Annotated in this window: 15 protein-coding genes; 2 read left to right on the top strand and 13 right to left on the bottom strand. The window is 66.1% G+C overall.

Annotated features, from left to right (window positions below; all coding sequences use genetic code 11):
• Positions 1-32 precede the first annotated feature (32 nt).
• From betA to R2770_01615, 8 genes are all read right to left on the bottom strand, one after another.
• Positions 33-1,697, bottom strand: a complete 1,665-nt coding sequence (gene betA, locus R2770_01650) for a choline dehydrogenase (GenBank protein MEZ5279150.1) — start codon at positions 1,695-1,697, stop codon at positions 33-35.
• Between the two features lie 14 nt (positions 1,698-1,711).
• The gene (locus R2770_01645) at positions 1,712-2,728 is read right to left on the bottom strand and encodes a 2-oxoglutarate and iron-dependent oxygenase domain-containing protein (protein MEZ5279149.1); all 1,017 of its coding nucleotides are present in this window, start codon (positions 2,726-2,728) and stop codon (positions 1,712-1,714) included.
• A gap of 34 nt (positions 2,729-2,762) precedes the next feature.
• On the bottom strand, positions 2,763-3,635 hold the full coding sequence (locus R2770_01640) for an ABC transporter permease (GenBank protein ID MEZ5279148.1): 873 nt from the start codon (positions 3,633-3,635) through the stop codon (positions 2,763-2,765).
• Entirely contained in the window at positions 3,632-4,780 is a 1,149-nt protein-coding gene (locus R2770_01635) for an ABC transporter permease (GenBank protein ID MEZ5279147.1), read from the bottom strand. The genes R2770_01640 and R2770_01635 overlap by 4 nt, the downstream gene beginning before the upstream one ends.
• Positions 4,777-6,384 (bottom strand): ATP-binding cassette domain-containing protein, encoded by a 1,608-nt coding sequence (locus R2770_01630; protein ID MEZ5279146.1) that lies wholly within the window; start codon positions 6,382-6,384, stop codon positions 4,777-4,779. Before R2770_01630 ends, R2770_01635 begins: the two co-directional genes overlap by 4 nt.
• Positions 6,385-6,387: 3 nt before the next feature.
• Complete coding sequence (locus R2770_01625) at positions 6,388-7,500, bottom strand: BMP family protein (GenBank protein MEZ5279145.1); 1,113 nt, start codon at positions 7,498-7,500, stop codon at positions 6,388-6,390.
• A 96-nt stretch (positions 7,501-7,596) separates the two neighbouring features.
• On the bottom strand, positions 7,597-8,529 hold the full coding sequence (locus R2770_01620; GenBank protein MEZ5279144.1) for a mechanosensitive ion channel: 933 nt from the start codon (positions 8,527-8,529) through the stop codon (positions 7,597-7,599).
• A gap of 47 nt (positions 8,530-8,576) precedes the next feature.
• The gene (locus tag R2770_01615) at positions 8,577-9,500 is read right to left on the bottom strand and encodes a haloalkane dehalogenase (protein ID MEZ5279143.1); all 924 of its coding nucleotides are present in this window, start codon (positions 9,498-9,500) and stop codon (positions 8,577-8,579) included.
• 87 nt (positions 9,501-9,587) lie between these two features.
• On the opposite strand from R2770_01615, the gene R2770_01610 reads away from it, so the two are divergent.
• Together R2770_01610 and R2770_01605 are read left to right on the top strand one after the other, a co-directional pair.
• A complete protein-coding gene (locus tag R2770_01610; GenBank protein MEZ5279142.1) occupies positions 9,588-11,909 on the top strand; it encodes an arylsulfatase in 2,322 nt (773 codons plus the stop codon).
• A 17-nt stretch (positions 11,910-11,926) separates the two neighbouring features.
• Entirely contained in the window at positions 11,927-12,670 is a 744-nt protein-coding gene (locus R2770_01605) for a M90 family metallopeptidase (protein ID MEZ5279141.1), read from the top strand.
• Between the two features lie 36 nt (positions 12,671-12,706).
• Here the strand turns inward: R2770_01605 and R2770_01600 are convergent, their stop codons facing one another.
• From R2770_01600 to R2770_01580, 5 genes are all read right to left on the bottom strand, one after another.
• Entirely contained in the window at positions 12,707-14,866 is a 2,160-nt protein-coding gene (locus R2770_01600) for a glycoside hydrolase family 3 N-terminal domain-containing protein (GenBank protein MEZ5279140.1), read from the bottom strand.
• Positions 14,867-14,877: 11 nt separating this feature from the next.
• Positions 14,878-15,489, bottom strand: coding sequence for a response regulator transcription factor (locus R2770_01595; GenBank protein ID MEZ5279139.1), 612 nt, complete (start codon positions 15,487-15,489; stop codon positions 14,878-14,880).
• A complete protein-coding gene (locus tag R2770_01590) occupies positions 15,486-16,667 on the bottom strand; it encodes a histidine kinase (protein MEZ5279138.1) in 1,182 nt (393 codons plus the stop codon). The genes R2770_01595 and R2770_01590 overlap by 4 nt, the downstream gene beginning before the upstream one ends.
• Before the next feature lie 5 nt (positions 16,668-16,672).
• A complete protein-coding gene (locus R2770_01585) occupies positions 16,673-17,434 on the bottom strand; it encodes an ABC transporter permease (GenBank protein ID MEZ5279137.1) in 762 nt (253 codons plus the stop codon).
• A 71-nt stretch (positions 17,435-17,505) separates the two neighbouring features.
• Complete coding sequence (locus R2770_01580) at positions 17,506-18,411, bottom strand: ABC transporter ATP-binding protein (GenBank protein ID MEZ5279136.1); 906 nt, start codon at positions 18,409-18,411, stop codon at positions 17,506-17,508.
• Positions 18,412-18,537 lie beyond the last annotated feature (126 nt).

Raw genomic sequence — 18,537 nt, 5'->3', positions numbered from 1 at the left:
AATGATTAGTCGAGACTAATGAATGTTGTCAACTATCCGAAGCGGCCCACATCAGGAGCTCGGTGCACCGCCGTGTCGTCTGCGGGCAACTGCTGATTGCCCAGGATCATGTCGGCCGCCCGTTCCGCGATCATCATCACCGGTGCATAGATGTTGCCGTTGGTGATCACCGGCATCACCGACGCATCTACTACGCGCAGACCATCGACGCCGTGGACCCTCATCGTCTGTGGGTCGACCACAGCCATGTCGTCGACGCCCATGCGCGCAGTACACGAAGGGTGCAGAGCCGTCTCGGCGTCACGGGCGATCCAGGCGAGGATCTCTTCGTCGGTCTCTACCGATGGCCCGGGTGAGATCTCGCCACCGTCGTATGGCTCGAACGCAGGCTGGCTCATGATCAGCCGCGCCGTGCGCACCGCCTCGACCCACTCGCGACGGTCGTCCTGGGTGGACAGGTAGTTGAATCGAATGGCCGGATGCACCCGGGGATCGTCGGATGTGATCTTCACCGAACCCCGAACGTCGCTGTACATGGGCCCGATATGCACCTGATAGCCGTGACCACCCGCAGGCGAAGACCCGTCGTAGCGGATCGCGATGGGCAGGAAGTGGAACATCAGATTCGGGTACTGCACATCGTCGTTGCTGCGCACGAACGCGCCAGCCTCGAAGTGGTTGGTGGCAGCGGGGCCGCGCCGTGCCAGCCACTGCAGACCGATGAAGGGCATCCGCCACTTTGCGATGTAGGGCTGCATCGACACGGGCTGCTTACACGAATGTTGTATGTAGACCTCGAGATGGTCTTGCAGGTTCTCGCCCACGCCGGGCAGGTCTGTGACGACGCCAATGCCCAGCCCCCTCAGGTGTTCGGCGTCGCCGACGCCCGACAGCTGCAGCAGTTGGGGTGAGTTGAACGCCCCGCCACAGCTGATGACCTCTCCGGCTTCGACCACATGAGTTCGCCGGCCCCGGCGATACTCGACGCCGGTGGCCCGATTGCCCGAGAACACGATCCGATTCGCTTGCGCCAGCGTCACAAGGTCGAGATTGGGACGATCGAGAACCGGGTGAAGGTAGGCGCGTGCAGCGCTGAGGCGACGACCTCGCACCACGTTCTTGTCGAAGACCGCGAACCCCTCCTGCTGGTACCCGTTTACGTCCTGGGTCCGGTGAAACCCGGCCTGAGGGCCCGCTTCGAGCCAGGCGTCGAACAGGGGGTTGGCGGCCGGACCGGTCTCGAGGCGCAGGGGCCCGCTGTCGCCCCTCCACGCATCACCCCCGATCAGCCTCTGCTCCATCCGTTTGAAGTAGGGCAGACAGTGGGCATAGTCCCAGTGCTGCATACCCGGCGCCTCGGACCACTTGTCGTAGTCCATGGGGTTTCCGCGCTGGAAGATCATGCCGTTGATGCTGCTCGACCCGCCCAGAACCTTGCCGCGAGCGTGGTACACCCGTCGCCCACCCATGCGTGGCTCGGGCTCGCTCTCGTATTTCCAGTCGTAGAAGCGGCTGCCGATGGGATATGTCAACGCAGCCGGCATATGGATGAACACGTCCCAACGCCAGTCGCGGCGGCCGGCCTCCAACACCAGCACGGTGACGTCAGGGTCTGCGCTCAGCCGGTTGGCCAGCGCACAGCCTGCCGACCCTCCCCCGACGATGACGAAGTCGTAGCGCCCCTTCGGGCTGCTCATGGCGCCGACATGGGTCAGCTGACGAGACGGTTGTGTTCTTCGAGCAATTCGTTGCGATAGCTGTGGGTTCCGTCGAAGCGCGACATCAGGTACGGACCCGAGATCATCGGCTCGTGCCGCAACGGCTCGTCACGGCAGGTGGGCAGCGTCTCGATGCGCAGGTGGAATGGCGGTGTCACGAACAAAGGGCTCGAGTAGCGGTCGGTAGAAGGCGGGTTCACCACCCGGTGAGGGTTCGATACCCAGCGGTCGTTGGTCCAGATCGCCATCAGGTCGCCGATGTTGATGACCATGTGATCCTCGGGCACGACGACGTCGATCCACTCGCCCGAACGCTTGCGGACCTGTAGCCCACCGTTTCCGTCGTCGCCCAGGACCGTGATGGTTCCATAGTCGGTGTGTGCGCCACAGCCGAGCTGGCCCGGTTCGGGGGTCAGGGTGTCCATGGGCGGATAGTGGATCATGCGCAGGTGGTACATCGTCTCGCCTGGCATGTCCTCGAACAGGGTGGGCTCCAGTTCCAAGGCCATCGCCAGCGCCCTCTGCATGCGCAACGCAGTCTCGATGACGGCCTCGCGGTAGGCATCCCACGCTTCGCGGAAACCGGGCAGTTCGGGGAACTGATTGGGGCCGTGCAACGGGGTCCCGGCGATGACTTCGGGATGATCCGGACCCTGCTCGGTGCCGGTGTCGAGGGTCTCCTTCATGTCGCCGGCCAGCATGTCGCCGATGGTCTCTTCACCGCCGATGGCACCCTCGAGGGTCTCGGCCGCAAAACCCACATAGCCGCGGTGTGCATCGCTCTTGCCGATGCCGATGCGCTCTTTTTCCTCGACGGGCTGAGCGAAGAACTCCTTCATCGCCGCGAAGTAGCGGTCCTTGACCTCGGCCGGGATGCCGTGGTTGTGCACGGTCAAGAAGCCGATCTCGCGCAGTGACGAGTCGATGGTTCTGGCGATGGCTTCGGCCTCCGGGTTGGGAAGCGGAACACCGGTTGCGAATGGGGCTAGGTCGATGTCTGGCAGGCTCATCAGTTGATCCTTTCGCTGACGAATCGGGCGAACCTCAATGGGCTCCGCGAACGAACGCGACCCCAAGTGCGGCCGGGGTGCGGCTGGCGCGTGCGCGCAGCACCAGGGCCATGAGGGTCAGCATGTACGGCAGAGCGAGAAAGAACTCATATGGGATGGCCGACTGGGTTCCCTGCAGTCGAAGCTGGATGGCGTCGGACAGACCGAACAAGAAGGCGCCCACCACGGCGGGGAAGGTCTTCCAGCCCGAGAACACCACCAACGCCAGCGCTACCCATCCGCGGCCGGCGGTGACGTTCTCTATGAACAACCCCAGCGGGCCACAAACCAGGGCCGCGCCGCCCAGCCCGGCCAGGCCACCACCGATGATGGTGGCCGCGACACGAATGCGCACCACGTCGTAGCCGAGTGCGTCGGCAGCCTCGGGCGATTCGCCGACGGCGCCTAAGGCCAAGCCGAAGGTGGTGCGCTGCAACAGGTAGTAGACGGCGACGACGACGACCGCCGTCAACACCACCAACGCCAGCAGATCGATGCGGTTGAGGCGGGGCGGAATCTGGCCGATGGCGTAGTTGCGCTGGAACAGGTAGGTGGTCAGGTAACCCGCCAGCAGGGTGAACGCAATGCCGGTGACGATCTGGTTCGATCGCCCGATGACGACGAACACCGCCAGCAGCAATCCGGCTGCGGCCCCGGCGGCCAGCCCGGCGACCAACCCCAACCAGGGCGATCCCGATGCCTCGGCCGCCGAGTAGGCGGCGAACGCGCCGGTCAGCATCATTCCCTCAACGCCCAGGTTCAAGACCCCGCTGCGTTCGCTGACCACCGCGCCCATGGCGGCCAGTGCCACGGGAATCGACAGCCGCAGAGCGGCGGCAACCGTGGCCATGGTCAGGATCGTGCTCATGACGCCGCCTCCCCAGGGTTGCCGAAGCGGGCGTACAGCGCATCGCCCGCAACCACGAACACCACTACCAGAGCTTGTATGACACCCACCAACGACGATGGCAGATCGTGCGAGCGGGCGGCAACCTCGAAGCCGATGTCGAGCCCCGCAACACCCAGACCGGCAACCACCACACCGATCGGATGCAGCCGGCCTAGAAGGGCCACGATGATGGCGGTGAAACCGAAGCCGACGCTGGCCGAGGCGCCCAGGCGCCCGTTGACACCCGACATCTCGAAGAAACCGGCGGCACCCGCGAGGCCACCCGCAGCCAGGACCACGGTCATGACGACCTGTTTGGATGCGACCTCGTTGGCGTCGAGAGCACTGGGATTGAATCCCAACACCGAGACCCGGAACCCGACCCGGTGACGCGCCAGGAGCATCGCCAGCACAGGCCCGGCGGCGACGGCCACCACGAACCCGAGGTGGGTGTTGACGATGGGAAGCGAATCGAGTTGGGCATCGCCGAGCTGACGGCTGGCGGGTACGAACGAGTCGGGATCTCGGATGGGCACTCGTATCGACCACTGCAGCAGGGCCTGGGCGACGTACACCAACATCAACGAAGAGATCACGATGCTGGCGCCGAATCGGGTCCACAGCCAACCGGTGATGCCACCCCACACCGCGCCGGCGACAACCGCTGTGGCCAAACCGATGACCACCAGAATCGGACCTGGCAGGCCCGACAGAGCCGGAGCCGTCACAACCCCCACCGATGCGATGGCGCCCACCAGGTACTGGCCTTCGGCACCGATGGTGAACACCCGGGCCCGGTAGGCCAGGGCATAGCCCAGGCCGATGATGATCAGAGGTGTGGCGGCGGTGGCGGTGTCGGACAACCCCCTCGACTTGGTGAACACGCCCGACAGAGCGGTGCTGTACACGTCGAGTGGTGCCGCCCCCTCGACCACGATCATCACCGCGCCCGCGATCAGCGCGAATACGACGGCCGCCAATGGAACCAGCACCGCCGGCACCCACGTCGAGTACGAACGCCGCCCGTGCCCACCAGGTTCGTTTTCTGTGAATGGGCTGGCGGCGTCACCTGTCGCGGGGCTGTCGGTTCCCATGCCCGTGGGCGGTGTTTCGAGCGAGGTCACGAACCGGCCTCCGCCACACCAACACCGTCGCGCACATCGACCACCATCTCGCCGTCGGTGTCCAGCTCGGCGCCTGCCATCGCAAGGCCGATGGCAGCGCGGTCGAATGGAGGTTTGAACGGGCCGGTGAATCGGCCGTCGAACATCACGAACAGCCTGTCGGCCACTGCGAACAGCTCGTCGAGTTCGGAGCCGATCCACAAGACAGAGGCGCCGCGTTCGGCCCGTTCGATGAGCTTGCCGGCTACCGAGTCTGCGGCCGAGGGGTCTAGCCCGCGTGTGGGATAACAGGCCAGAACCACCGCCGGTTCCTCGTCTAGCTCGCGCGCCAGAACCAGCTTCTGGGCGTTGCCGCCAGACAGGGTGGCGGTTCGGGCCGCGGGGCCGGCGCTGCGGACGTTCCATGCCTCGAGCGCATCTGCGGCGTCGGCCCGGCGGTGCCTGCGCCTTCGCCGAACCGCGGCCACTCGGCCCAATTCGAGATTGTCGGCCAGATCCATGGGCCTGACCAGGCCCCAGCGATATCGATCTGAAGGGATGTAGGCGACGCCATAGCCGCGCCTGGCTCGGGGCTGAGACACCGCCATGTCCACCCCGTCGACCTGCACCGACCCGCCGTCGGGTTGGGTGCGTCCGGACAGGGCGGCCTCCAGGTCTGCCTGGCCGTTGCCGTCGACACCGGCGATGGCGACGATCTCGCCCGGGTACAGGTCGAGGTCGACCCCTGCGAGCATGCCCGAACGCAAGCCGCTGACCGACAAACGAGGCGGGCCTTGGGCCTGCGAATCGGCGGCATCGTGCTGGGGGCGGGCACGCTCGGTGAACTTGCCGGTTGCTATCGAGCCGATCATGGCGGTCGCGAGATCGGCCCTGGTGTGGGCCGAAACCGGGTCGTCTCCGATTACCTCGCGACCCTCGCGCAGCACGGTCACCCGATCGCAACCGGCGAACACCTCGCCAAGGCGGTGGGTGATGACCGCCACAGCCCGGCCGTCGTCGGCGAGCTTGCGACACACCACCAGCAGATGTGCCGCCTCGTGATCGGTCAGCACCGCTGTTGGTTCGTCCAACAACAGAACGCGGGCGTCGGCATCGAGTGCCCGCAAGAGCTCGAGGCGTTGCTGCTCGCCCACCGACAGTTCTCCGGCCGGCACGTCGGTGCGCACCGGCAGGCCGAAACGTTCGATCAGTTGCTCGACCCTGGCACGGCAGCCGGCACGATCGGGAAGACGCCTGCTCTCGGGCCGGGCCAAGACGAGGTTTTCGCCAGCCGTCAGCGTGGGGATGAGGGTGAAGTGCTGCTGCACCATGGCCACTCCCCGCGCCCTGATGGCACCGGGGTCGAATCGGTCGACGGGCGCACCCATGATGTCGACCGTGCCCGCGTCGGGTTCTTCCAGCCCGACCAACACCTTCATCAGCGTCGACTTGCCTGCACCGTTTGACCCCAGCAGGGCGTGGATCTCGCCGCTGCGCAGTGTCAGGTCGACTCCGTCCAACGCAACGGTCGACCCGAAGCGGCGTTCGATGCCGCGCATCTCGACGGCGGGCGCGACCGACCCCGACGGCACAGATTCACCGTCGGGGCGGTCGACAGGCTTCAACGATCAGCCCCGCTCGGGCACGAACGGCACCTCGAAGGTGCCGGCCTCGATCTCGGACAGTCGCTGTTCGTACAGGGCCATGGCCTCAGCCGAGATCATGTCGGCGTCGGCCTCGTCGATGACCACGCTCATGCCGCCCTCAGACAGGGGCACGCTGTAGTAACGAGCCTCGTTGCTGCCTGCTGCAACATCGGCGACCATCTGCTCGAACACCGCCCCAAGGTTCCAATCGAACGACACGAGCACAGAGTCTCCCACACCCGACATGTCGCCCACATAGCCGCTGGACACGCCACCGGCGTCGTTGGCCGCCTCGATCTGGCCGAACGTCGGACCCTGGCCACAGCCGATGAACATCGTTGCACCGGCCTCGGCCTGGCCCAGGGCAGCCTCCTTGGCGAGCTGCACGTCGTACCAGTCGCCGACGGCCACAAACGAACCCTCGGTGTCGGGACGCACTTCCTTGGCACCGGCCAGGAAGGCCTCGTACATCGAGTAGCAAGCCGGAATCTCGAATCCGCCCGCGCCCGCTACAGCTCCACCATCGGTGGCACCCGCAGCGAGGATGCCCTCGAGGTATGCGGCCTGATAGAAGGGCTGGTCGTAGTCGCCGACGTTGGCGTTCACATCACCGAAGCCGCCCGCGTACACGAAGATCGTGTCGGGGAAGTCGGCGGCGACCTTCTTGACGTCGTCGCCGAAGTCGAACGAGTGGGCGATGATGGGGTTGTAGCCGTCTTCGGCGTAGGCGCGCAGCGCCCGCTCGGACTCGGCGCCCGGCGGAACACTCTCGCTGAGGGCGATGTCGGAGACCAGTCCTGCGTCCAGCAGTGCGTTGGCGCCGTCATATGCCGCCTCGCCCCACGAGCCGTCGAACCACTCGGCCGAATAGACGATGGCCAGCTTGGGCGCATCGCTGGATGCGTCGCCCGAGTCGCCGCTGTCGGCAGCAGCGGTGGTGTCCGAGGAATCGTCGGAGGCATCGCCATCGTCGGAGTCAGATCCACACGCCGCGGCTATCAGCACCAGCGCCAGGAACAACACGGGCACTCGGGCCCGCCCGCGACCAGACCGTGAGGCCAGACCGCGCAGGAATGTGAGCAGAGAAGAAGTCATAGCCGCGCACCATAGTTCCGATCGATGCCCGGTCGAAGGCTCTGCGGAAAATGCGCCGAAAATGGAATGCTTCAGAAGTCTTAGCCCAGTCTTAGGTCAGTTCTCCTGTCGATGCGGCGAGCCGCCTGCACGGCCCACGGGGTACCAGACCTCGCTGGCCTGCTGCACCACGCTCGTCGAGACCACCTCGACGCCCGCATCCTCGAGCCTGCTGTGGATGCGCCTGATGATGTCGTCCTTGGCCGAGCGGGCGCTGCGAATCGGCACCACGAACCGCACGGCGAGGCGCATGTAGTCCTCGTCGGCCGAGGCAAAAACGCGCGGCTCGAGCTCGGTCTCTGGTACCGGGAACCTGTGGCGCACGGCCTCCATCGCTTCCTTGGCACCTTCGGCTGTGGCCAGGCGCCGCGCCTCTTCCTCCAGCACCTCGCTGGCGCGGGGCCAGTCTTCGTGGTGAGGTATTGCGACCTCCAGCTCCTCCCAGATGTACTCGAAGTAGCTGCTGTAGTTGAACACCGGCTGGGTGAAGGTCGCCTTGTTCGAGACGGTTATGACCCTTCCGGTGTATTGGCGTCCGCCCACCCATGTGGTGCCCGAGTCGTCGCCGACCTCCATCAGCCGGGTCTTCAAGAGCGAGATGTCGATGACGTCACCTTGCACCCCGCCCATCTGCACCCGGTCTCCTACCTTGAAGATCGAGCCGAAGGTGATGTTGAACCACCCGGCGACCGCGCCCACCGCCTCCTGCATGGCGAACGCCAGGCCAGCTGTGGCCAGGCCCAACGTCGGCGCCAGAGTGCCGCCGAGTGGCTGCCAGATCACCATCAGGCCCAACAGCCCGAAGAACCACACCACGGCACGGACCACACGGCGGGCGTTGAATCTCTGCTCGACGTCGCTGAACGCCCGGGCTGCCAACCTGTTGGCGATCCAGGTGACGACCGCCAGCACCGCCACCAGCACGCCAGACCAGGCTGCGCCTCCCAGTGCCGTGTCTCTGGCGAGGTCGAGGGCGAACGTCTGCTGCATCAGCGGGTCTTAACCCGTTTCGGCCCCGGCCAAACGGTGCGAGTGGATCAGCCGGCCCACCACTCGAGCAACGCGGCGGCGATGTCTTCACCGCGGTCGTCCTGGATGAAGTGGCCGCCGGGTTCGAACGTCTGATGCGGTTGGCCTTGTGCTCCCGGGATCCGGTCGATGAATTGGTGAGCCAGGTGGCCCAGCACCGGGTCGCCGGGGCACCACAGGGTCAAGAACGGCTCGGTGCGGCCTTCGAGCACCCGCCAAGCGGCCCGGTTCTCGGCAACCGCACCGTGTTGCGGCGTGATCGGCACCAGCGCAGGGAAGGCGATGGCGCCCGCCATGTAGTCGACATCGGGGAACGGGGCGTCATATGCCGCCATCTCGGCTGCGGTGAGCCGACGCGACTGCACCGCCCGACCGAACATCGGGCCGACGTTGCGGAACGATTCGCTTTGCGAGAACGCCAGCCAGGCGTCGAACCCGGCGCCCAGAGACTCGCCGGTGGGCAGGCCGGTATTGCCCACGGCGACCTTGCCGAACTGACCGACGCGCTCGGCCACCAAGCGCAAGCCCAAGAGCCCTCCCCAGTCCTGCGCGAACAGCAAGCTCCGCTGCGGAAGCTCGATGGTGTCGAGGAAACGGTGCAACCAGGCGACGTGGCCGTTGTAGCTGTAGGCGTCACGATCTATGGGCTTGTCCGAGCGCCCGAAACCGATGAGGTCTGGGACCACGCAGCGATAACCGGCCTCGAGCAACGGCGGCAGCATGCGCCGGTACAGGAAGCTCCAGGCCGGCTCGCCGTGCAGCAGCAGGACGGCCTGACCATCGGCCGGACCCTCGTCCAGGTAGGCCATGCGCAAGCCGTCGACGTCGACATACCGCGGCCGATAGTCGAAGTCGGGCAGGTCGTCGAACCGTTCGTCTGGAGTGCGTAAGTACTGGAGACCCGAGCTGGTCTTGTGGACTTCGGTTGCCATGGCCAGAACCCTATCCAGCACCTGTCGGCCCACGTGTCGAGATCGGCCGCCTTAGGCCGTTGCGGGCCGTGCACCTAGGATCGCCCCGTGGTCAAAGCAAACTCCCCCACCGGTCCCTCGTTGCCGTTTCCGCCGCCGACGTCGTCCAGCACAGCGGGTCGCACACTTCTCGACTCCGAGCATCATTGGCGCAGCGAGGCCAGGCGCCTGCGCGAGGATGCACCGAACGTGGTCATCTTCATGACCGACGACGCCGGCTATTCCAACGCAACGTGTTACGGCGGCCCGGTCGAGATGCCCACTATGGAGCGGGTATGGCGTTCGGGGGTTGCCTACAACCGGTTCCACACCACTGCGATGTGTTCGCCGACGCGGGCATGTGTCCTGACCGGCCGCAACCACCACGCTGTCGGGTTCGGGCAGATACCCGAGTATTCGACCGATTTCGACGGCTACATCGGCGAGATCCCCGCCGGTGCAGCCACCGTGGCCCAGGTGCTGGGCGAATACGGCTACGCCACCGCGGCGTTCGGCAAGTGGCACAACACTCCCGCCAACGAGGTCAACCGCACCGGGCCGTTCGACCGTTGGCCCACGGGCATGGGCTTTGACTACTTCTACGGCTTCATGGCCGCCGAGACGTCACAGTACGAGCCGAGGCTGTTCGAGAACACCACTCCGATAGAACCCCCGCACGACCCCGACTATCACCTGACCGAAGACATGGCCGCCCGCGCCATCGACTACCTCAGGAGACAGCGCAACACGCGGCCCGAGGCGCCGGTGTTCCTGTACTTCACGCCCGGAGCGGTTCATGGGCCCCACCACGTACCGACCGAGTGGGCCGACAAGTACGCCGGGGCGTTCGACGATGGCTGGGAGGCGCTGCGCGAACAGACCTACGAACGCCAGCGGGCGCTTGGCTGGATTCCCGACGACGCCGAGCTGACACCCATCAACCCCACCATGCAGCGCTGGGAGAATGTGCCCGAGGCCGAGCGGCGCTTCCAGACCCGTCTGATGGAGGTCTATGCGGGCTTCCTCGAACACACAGACCGCCAATACGGCAAGGTGCTCGACGAGCTCGAGCGCATGGGCGAACTCGACAACACGCTCGTCTTCTACATCAACTCCGACAACGGGGCTTCGGCCGAGGGGCTGTTCGGCACGATCTCGGAGATCTTGTGCCACAACGGTTTTCGGGTGATGCCAGCTGAACAGACCGAGGTACTCGACCGCGACTACGGCGGGCTCGACAGCCTGGGATCTGCGGTATCTGACCCCATGTATCACGCGGGCTGGGCCTGGGCCGGCGAGACGCCCTTCAAGTCGACCAAGCTCGTGGCCGCCCACTTCGGTGGCACCCGCACACCACTCGCGGTGTCGTGGCCCAAGGGGTTCGCACCCGATCCGGTGCCGCGGAGCCAGTTCCACCACGTCATAGACATTGCCGCCACCATCTACGACGTCGTGGGTATAGAAGCTCCGGGCTCGTTCTACGGGGCCGACCAAGACCCCATCGACGGCGTTTCGATGGCCCGTTCGTTCCACGACGCCAACGCAGGGACGGGCCGCCAAACCCAGTACTTCGAGATCATGGGCAGCCGCGGCGTCTATCACGAAGGCTGGTTTGCCGGAGCCTTCGGGCCACGCAACCCCTGGGACAGCAGCTACAGCCGCCTCAAAGACTGGGACCCCGACCAGGACCAGTGGGAGCTGTACGACCTCACCAACGACTTCAGCCAGGCTCGCGACCTGGCCGAGACACACCCGGCCAAGCTGGCAGAACTGCGCGAGATGTTCGACCGCCATGCCGAGGCCAACCACGTGTTCCCGATTGGTGCGGGCCTGCTGTCTTCGGTGTATCGGCCCGACCTGATGAGGTCCACGCCCATCCGCTCGTGGAACTTCGGCGGCGACGACGATCGCATCGCCGAGTCGATGGCGCCCAAGTTCACCAGCGGCACCTCATCCAGATCGACCATCTCGTTCACCGGTGGCCCGCACGACGAGGGTGTGTTGTTCTGCGTGGGCGGTGTCACCGGCGGCTTCACCGTCTATGTCCAGAACGGGGTGCTGCGCGCCGAGTACAACGCGGGCGGTATCTACCGCACCAAGGCGGTGGCTGCCGGCGCGATGAACCCTGGCGAGCACACGGCCATCGTCGAGTTCGTTTCCGACGGCGGGCGTGCCCGATGCCCCGCAGACATCCGGCTGCACCTCGACGGGGAACTGGTGGCTCAGGCCCGCGTGCCCAAGACGATGCCGGCGATGTTCAGCTTCTCCGAGACCTTCGACGTGGGCAAGGACCTCGGTTCGCCCGTGGCGTTGGACTACATGCACGAGCGGCCGTTCGTATTCAGCGGTGAGGTCCACTCTGTTCACTGCGAATACACCGAGCCGGGCTGACGGGTCGACGGACCCCGATGTTTGGCCGACGCCGCCGACCGGCTGTTTCACCAGACCAGTGCAGCGCCATCATCAACACGAACGTCGCCCTGGCGTCGCGCCTCGAGGTCGACCTGGCACCCAGGCTGCAAGACATCACCCTCGAGCTGATCGAAACCAAACGATGGGAGGCGGTGGGCACGGTCGACCTGTCTCCTGAGGTGCTGGTGACGGTGGCAGCCAACGCCGCCATACCGGTGCTGGCGCTGGACACGTGGCTCTACCGCAACGTCGGATCGATCATCGTGACATCGTCGCCCACCACCGTGACAGCACGCCGAGCCGGGCCCGCTGGCGGCGTGTTCTCCGACTCGCCGATGCGGGTTGCGGGACGCACCGGCCCCAACTCGACCCCGGTTTGTGTCGCGTGGAGCGAGGCCATCGTCGACAGCCGACGTCCAGATCGCGGCCGCAATGTCGTCATCCACGAGATGACACACAAGATCGACATGGCCGGCGGTTTCAGCGACGGCGAGCCTCCACTTCGTGGTGCCGAAGCCTCGCACTGGAAGACCCTGCTGGATGACCAGTACCTGGGCGAGCCCCTCGAAGACGAGCCTCTTCGCGCCTACGCCTGGAGCAACCGGTCGGAGTTCTTCGCGGTGGCAACCGAGGTGTTCTTCTGCCGCCCTGCGCATCTGGCCGCGGCCAGGCCCCGGCTCTACGAGGGGTTGCGCGGCATCTATCGACAAGACCCGCGCCACCACGACGCCTCGTCCTGAGCGGGCCCGCCCGGTGCGGGCAGCGAGCGAGTCGGTTCAGATATCGACGTGGTGCAGATGTGCAGCACCATCCGCGGCATTGCGAGCAACGCAGATGATGTGCCGTCCGTTGGGTTGTACCCATGCACCGGCCAACGGATCGCGAAGGGCCAGCCTGTCGAACGGCACCTCTACCTCGACCTCGGCCTCGCCGGCGGCAGGCACTTCCACGCGAGCAAAGCCCACCAGGCGCGGTGGGCGGTCGGCCGCCGGCAGTTCGGCGTACACCTGCACGACGTCGGCGCCGTCGCGAGCGCCCGTGTTGGCAACCCGCGCCCGCACCACCAGGCCATCGGCACCGCGCTGGACATGCGAGTCGACGATTTCAAAGCTGGTGTACGACAGCCCGAATCCGAACGCGAAACGGGGTTGATGGCCATGCCGGGCCAGGTGCCACCAACCGTGCCAACGGTCGTACACGAACTCGGTCGCTGCGGCGTCGAATGCGGGCAGGTGCGATTCGTCGGTCGGAACGCTGAAAGCGAGCCGGCCCGAGGGGTTCACATCGCCGCACAACACATCGGCCAGCCCTTCCCCTGCACGACATCCGCCGTACCACGACTGGACGATCGCTGGAACGCTGGATGCCCACTCGTCGACGATCACCGCGCTGCCCGCCTGGATCACCACCACGGTTCGGGGATTTGCCGCCACTACCGCCCGAATCAGCGCCACGTCGGCTTCGTGCAGGCGCAGACTCGACCGGTCGCCTCCAACGGCAAACCCACGCGGCCGACGTCGCCAATCGGGCGTCTCGACCGGCGCCAGTTGCGAGATACGTCGGGCGAACCGGTCGGCCACTTCGGGTTCGTCGCCGGCTGGGAAGAGAGCACCCAGGGACGGGTCTGTGCGCCCGATGTACTCACCCTCGTCCAGATAGGTGTAGCCGACCACCACCACAGCGGCGTCTGCGCCTCGGGCCACCGCCGAGGCCCTGTCGAGGTCGCTACCATCGTCGTGGGCGACCGACGAGTAGCGCTCGGTCAGGCCGGCCAAGGCTGTGTGGCAGTCGGTGTCCCAAACATCACTGGATCCGCCATCGCCCAGATTCACGCTGTCGGCGAGGTGCCCCAGGACGGCCAGCGACAAGTCGGTTTGCATCGGCAACACCCGAGCGCCACCCACGGGCTCGTTGCGCAACAACACGATCGAACGGCCTGCCACGTCGCGCGCCAGTCGGCGGTGAGGGTCGGAGCCGACGACGGTCAGCGACGGCGCATCCGCCGCCAACAGATCGCCGAATCGGAGCAAGGTCGCCACGACCCGCGCCACGGCCTCGTCGACCTCGGCCCAGCTGACCTCGCCCGCTTCGAGGGCGAGGGGAAGGTTCGGGTACCGAATCATGCGATACGGCATCTCGATGTCCAGCCCCGCCGACAACGACTTGGCGGCATCCCTGAGCCCGAAGATCCAGTCGCTGATGACAAAGCCCTCGAAACCCCATTCGCCTCGCAGCACATCGGCGATCAGGTGCTGGTTCTCGCCGCACCACTGGCCGTTGACCGAGTTGTACGCGGTCATCACCGCGGCGACACCCTCTTGCACTATCCGCCTGAAGTGGGGCAGGTACACCTCGTGCAGCGCGACCTCGTCGACGCTGACGTCGACACTGAACCGGGCGTTCTCCATCGAGTTGCAGGCGAAGTGTTTGACACACGCCATCACGTTTCGCTGCAGCCCGCGGGTGAACGCCGCTCCCATCTCTGCGACGTGATGCGGGTCTTCTCCGTAGGTCTCCTGCGCCCTTCCCCATGCGGGATGTCGCAGCAGGTTCACACAAACGGCGCCCGTCAGGTTGGCCCCCGCCGCGCGCAGTTCGCGCCCGATCACCTCGCCCACACGTTCTTCCAGGTCTGGGTCCCAGGTGGCTCCTCGGGCCATCGACACCGCAAACGCGGTCGAGTTGCCGACCACGCATCCCCTGGGGCCGTCGGCGAAGTGCACACCGCCAAGCCCCACGCGCTCGACGACAGCGGCGCTGAAAGTGTCTTTGTAGTACCCGCCCTGCCCCATGAACTCGAGGCCGGCCCATATCGGACCGTCGCCGTCGAGGCACCAGAGACGCTCTTGCGGTGTCATGTGCGCGACCAGTCGGCGGGCCACGGTCATGGGCGCTTCACCCGATCGAACGGCCCTGGTTGCGTCGTCGAAGTGCATCGCGACGCAGGCTAGAGCCACCCGCGATCGCGCGCCGTGATTGCGGCCTCGGCACTGGATCGCGCATGGGTCTTGCCGGCCGCGGTCGACAGATAGTTGCGGACCGTGCCGACCGACAGGCTCAGTCTGTTGGCGATGTCTGAAACCGGCATGCCGTCGAGAACCAGGGTCAGAACCTCTTGCTCTCGCTGGCTGAGCGGGTTCATTCCCTCGATCAGTGATTCGGTGGCCAGTTCGGGGTCGACCACCCGCAGGCCACCGTGCACTCGGCGCACAGCGTCTGCCAGCTGGGGCGCTGGAGTGTCTTTGACCACAAAACCCGAAGCCCCGGCCTCGAGGGCCCGGCGCAGATACCCAGGACGACCGAACGTGGTGACGATCAGGCTGCGGGCCGCTGGGTACTCGGCGGCCAGCCGGGCGGCTGCGTCGATGCCGCTCATGCCGGGCATCTCGATGTCCAGAAGTGCAACGTGCACGTCGTTGTCGATCGCCGCCTGCACCACCTCGTCGCCGCGACCCACCTGGGCCACGACCTCGAGGTCTGGCTCCAACCCCAACAGGGCCGCCAGAGCTCCGCGAACCAGGGCTTGGTCGTCGGCCAGCAGCAGGCGGATGGCTGTCATCGGAGCACCTCGATCTTCGTCCCGTGGCCGTCTAGCGAACCATCACCTGGTTGGGCAGGGGCGACCCGCAATTCTGCGCCGTACGAGGCGACCCGCTCGTCCAAGCCCCTCAAGCCGTTGCCACGCGCAGACTCCCCCAGCCCGACACCGTCGTCGGTGATCCTGAGCACCACCACCTCGGATGGTCGCAGCTCGATGACACAACGGCTGGCCCGCGCGTGGCGAACCACATTGGTCACCGCCTCGCGAACAACCCATCCGGCCACAGACCGCATGCGCTCGTCGACATCGCCAGGGGTTCCCACCACCCCCAGCTCGACTCCTGCGTCGCCCAGCACGCTGCGGGCCACCGTCAGCTCGTCGGCGAGATCGGCAGCTCGGAGCCCGCCGACGGTCGAGCGGATCTCGGCCAGCGCGCTGCGCCCTACGGACTCGAGCTCTTCGAGCTGAGCTCGGCACGCGTCCAGCCGTGCGCGTTGGGCCTGGTCTTCAGCTTCGACGCCGTCCAGAAGGCGGCGGCACAGCTCGGTCTTCAGAATCATGGCGGTGAGGCTGTGCCCGAGCACGTCGTGTACGTCGCGCGCCACGCGACCGCGCTCGTCGCTGAGCGCCAGCCTGGTCCGCAGCTGAGCCTGCTCGAACTGGTTGGTCTCGACGGCCCGAATCAGCAGCGTCGAAGCACCAACCGAGGCGGCGATGATCGCATAGAACCACAAGACGTCGAGATCGCCCGTCGCCGCCGGAACCGCCAGGTTGACCACCACTCCTGCGACAGCGACCGCCCATGCCATGGGCCAGGTGAAGTGGAACACCGCAAGCGCCACGACGTATGGGGTCATCCCCAGCGCCGCGTGCCCGGCGACTGCGTAGGTGACCACGGCCAGCGCGATCATCACGGCGAAGTGAGCTGCCCCGCTGGACCCGTCCGCGACCCAGTCGTAGCTCAGTCGGTTTGTGTCGCTCAGCGCTTGGCTTTCTCGCTCGCCCTGTCGCCGAAACCCGTCGACGTACACAACGCTGAACAGCGCCATCAGGGCGATCGCAGCGATTTTGGTGGGCCGTCCGGTGTCGTCGGAGACGACGGTCAGCACCGGAAAGGCAAGGAACACCAGCCACACGGCAGCCATCAGCCAACCGTGCCGGGCGATCCAGCCGTGAGCGGCTGCCGGTTGGGCCACGCCACTCATTGGCGAGCCCGGCCCCTCGCGACCAGCAGCGTGGCGGCCACGGCGAACACCACCGTCCACACGACCACGTTGGTCAGCGGTTGCCAGAGAGGCACCGCGATCAGGTCACCGGTGTCGGGATCGATCGTGGCGCCTCCGGTCAGCGCCCGTCTGGCCAGAGACACATAGCCATACAGGGGCGTGAACTTCGCCACGGCGAGCTGCCAGCCGTTCAGCGGGATGAAGATGTTGCCAAGGAAGGCGAGGATCACCAGCGAACCCCCTGCTGCGCTGACGGCCGCCTCGGATCGAAAGGCAAGCCCGAAAGAAAGGCCATAAAGAGCGAAGGTAATGGCACCCACGATCAGAACGGCGGCCGACACCACCCAGACCGACAAAGGAGCTGACGCGCCGGTGAGCGCCCCGACCGTATAGACCAACACGATCGGCACGACAGCCACGGTGAGGGCCGTCGCAGCTTTCACCGCCACGTAGCCGGCGTCGGTCATCGGCGTCAGACCCAACTGGCGGCCCCAACCCTGCATCCTCTCGACGGCGGCCATTCCGCCGATGCCGGTGGTGGCAGACACAGCTCCGTAGGCGGCCATCGCGATCATGATCCACATGGCGACGTTGCCGTCGCGAACGGGGTCGTCACCGTATTCGGGCGACGCGCCGAAGATCAGGTACAGAAATGCGGGAAGGCCCGCCGTGAAAAACATGGTGACGTAGTCGCGCCTCAACCGGCGCATTTCGAGTCGATAGTAGGTCAGGTTCATCGGGAAGCTCCTAGGCGAAGCCGCGTTCGTTGCTGCGGCGGGCGGCATTGGGGTTGCTGTCTGGGATGGGGTCATCGGTTCGTCAGTTCCAGGAATGCTCGTTCGAGCGACGCCGGTTCGATCTCGAGGTCGAATCCGCCCAGGTCGAGCAGGCGTCGGGCGATCAGGTCTGATTCGGTGGTGTCGACAACCACCCGATCGCCTTCGGTGCTGACCGAACGCACACCGGCTCGGGCTCGCAGCTCCGAGACCACAGAACTCATGTGTTCGGCGGCTACCGACGCTCGCACGGTTCGGCCCGCGGCCCGCTTCCTGACCAGGTCGGTGGGGCCGTCGGCGACGATCAGGCCCGACGCCAACAACACGGTGCGGGCTGCGAAGTCCTCGGCTTCTTGCAGGTAGTGGGTTGCGAACACGATGGTGCGACCAGCCTGGGCCTCGGTCTTCATCGTCGCCCAGAACGACTGGCGGGCCTCGACGTCCATGCCAGCTGTGGGTTCGTCCAGCAGCAACAGGTCGGGGTCGGCCAGAAGGGCCAGGGCAAACCGCAGTCGTTGCTGCTCGCCTCCCGAGCACTTGGCGACCATGCGGGTGCTTCGCCCCGCCAGTCCTGCGCGCTCGATGACGTCGTCAGCGGCGGCGTCGGTCTTTCCATATGTCGATGCGATCAGCTGAACCGTTTCGCGCACGGTCAGATCTCTCAGCAGTCCACCGGTTTGCAGCACCGCAGACACCCGGGCCTGGGCCACGGCCTGCCTGGGACTCATCGCGAACACCGACACCTCGCCGGCGGTGGGCTCGGCAAAGCCCAGGATCATGTCGATGGTGGTCGTCTTGCCGGCGCCGTTGGGGCCCAGCAGGGCGACGATCTCACCCGAACCGATCTCGAGATCGATTCCCTTCACGGCTCGCACGGGCTCGCCGCCCGGCACCGGGAAGACCTTCTCTACGCCTCTCAGTCGAATGCACGTTTCCATGCCTTAGATCGTCCAACGAGAACGGCTGAAGCAACAGTCCGACCGATCACCAATTCGACGTGAGATTTGTCATGCCGTGGATGACTGGGCATGGCTCGAAACGGCATTGACCAGAGGGCGTTGAGG

The organism is Acidimicrobiales bacterium (assembly GCA_041394185.1).
Taxonomy (GTDB): domain Bacteria; phylum Actinomycetota; class Acidimicrobiia; order Acidimicrobiales; family Poriferisodalaceae; genus JAAETH01.
Note: the sequence above shows the minus strand (reverse complement) of the source record. Positions and strands in the feature narration are given on the sequence as shown.

What these genes read in the sequence shown, in the direction of transcription:
- betA (MEZ5279150.1), bottom strand. Translation starts at nt 1,697, where the DNA reads ATGAGCAGCCCGAAGGGGCGCTACGACTTCGTCATCGTCGGGGGAGGG.
- R2770_01645 (MEZ5279149.1), bottom strand. Translation starts at nt 2,728, where the DNA reads ATGAGCCTGCCAGACATCGACCTAGCCCCATTCGCAACCGGTGTTCCG.
- R2770_01640 (MEZ5279148.1), bottom strand. Translation starts at nt 3,635, where the DNA reads ATGAGCACGATCCTGACCATGGCCACGGTTGCCGCCGCTCTGCGGCTG.
- R2770_01625 (MEZ5279145.1), bottom strand. Translation starts at nt 7,500, where the DNA reads ATGACTTCTTCTCTGCTCACATTCCTGCGCGGTCTGGCCTCACGGTCT.
- R2770_01620 (MEZ5279144.1), bottom strand. Translation starts at nt 8,529, where the DNA reads ATGCAGCAGACGTTCGCCCTCGACCTCGCCAGAGACACGGCACTGGGA.
- R2770_01615 (MEZ5279143.1), bottom strand. Translation starts at nt 9,500, where the DNA reads ATGGCAACCGAAGTCCACAAGACCAGCTCGGGTCTCCAGTACTTACGC.
- R2770_01605 (MEZ5279141.1), top strand. Translation starts at nt 11,927, where the DNA reads ATGTTTGGCCGACGCCGCCGACCGGCTGTTTCACCAGACCAGTGCAGC.
- R2770_01600 (MEZ5279140.1), bottom strand. Translation starts at nt 14,866, where the DNA reads ATGCACTTCGACGACGCAACCAGGGCCGTTCGATCGGGTGAAGCGCCC.
- R2770_01595 (MEZ5279139.1), bottom strand. Translation starts at nt 15,489, where the DNA reads ATGACAGCCATCCGCCTGCTGCTGGCCGACGACCAAGCCCTGGTTCGC.
- R2770_01585 (MEZ5279137.1), bottom strand. Translation starts at nt 17,434, where the DNA reads ATGAACCTGACCTACTATCGACTCGAAATGCGCCGGTTGAGGCGCGAC.
- R2770_01580 (MEZ5279136.1), bottom strand. Translation starts at nt 18,411, where the DNA reads ATGGAAACGTGCATTCGACTGAGAGGCGTAGAGAAGGTCTTCCCGGTG.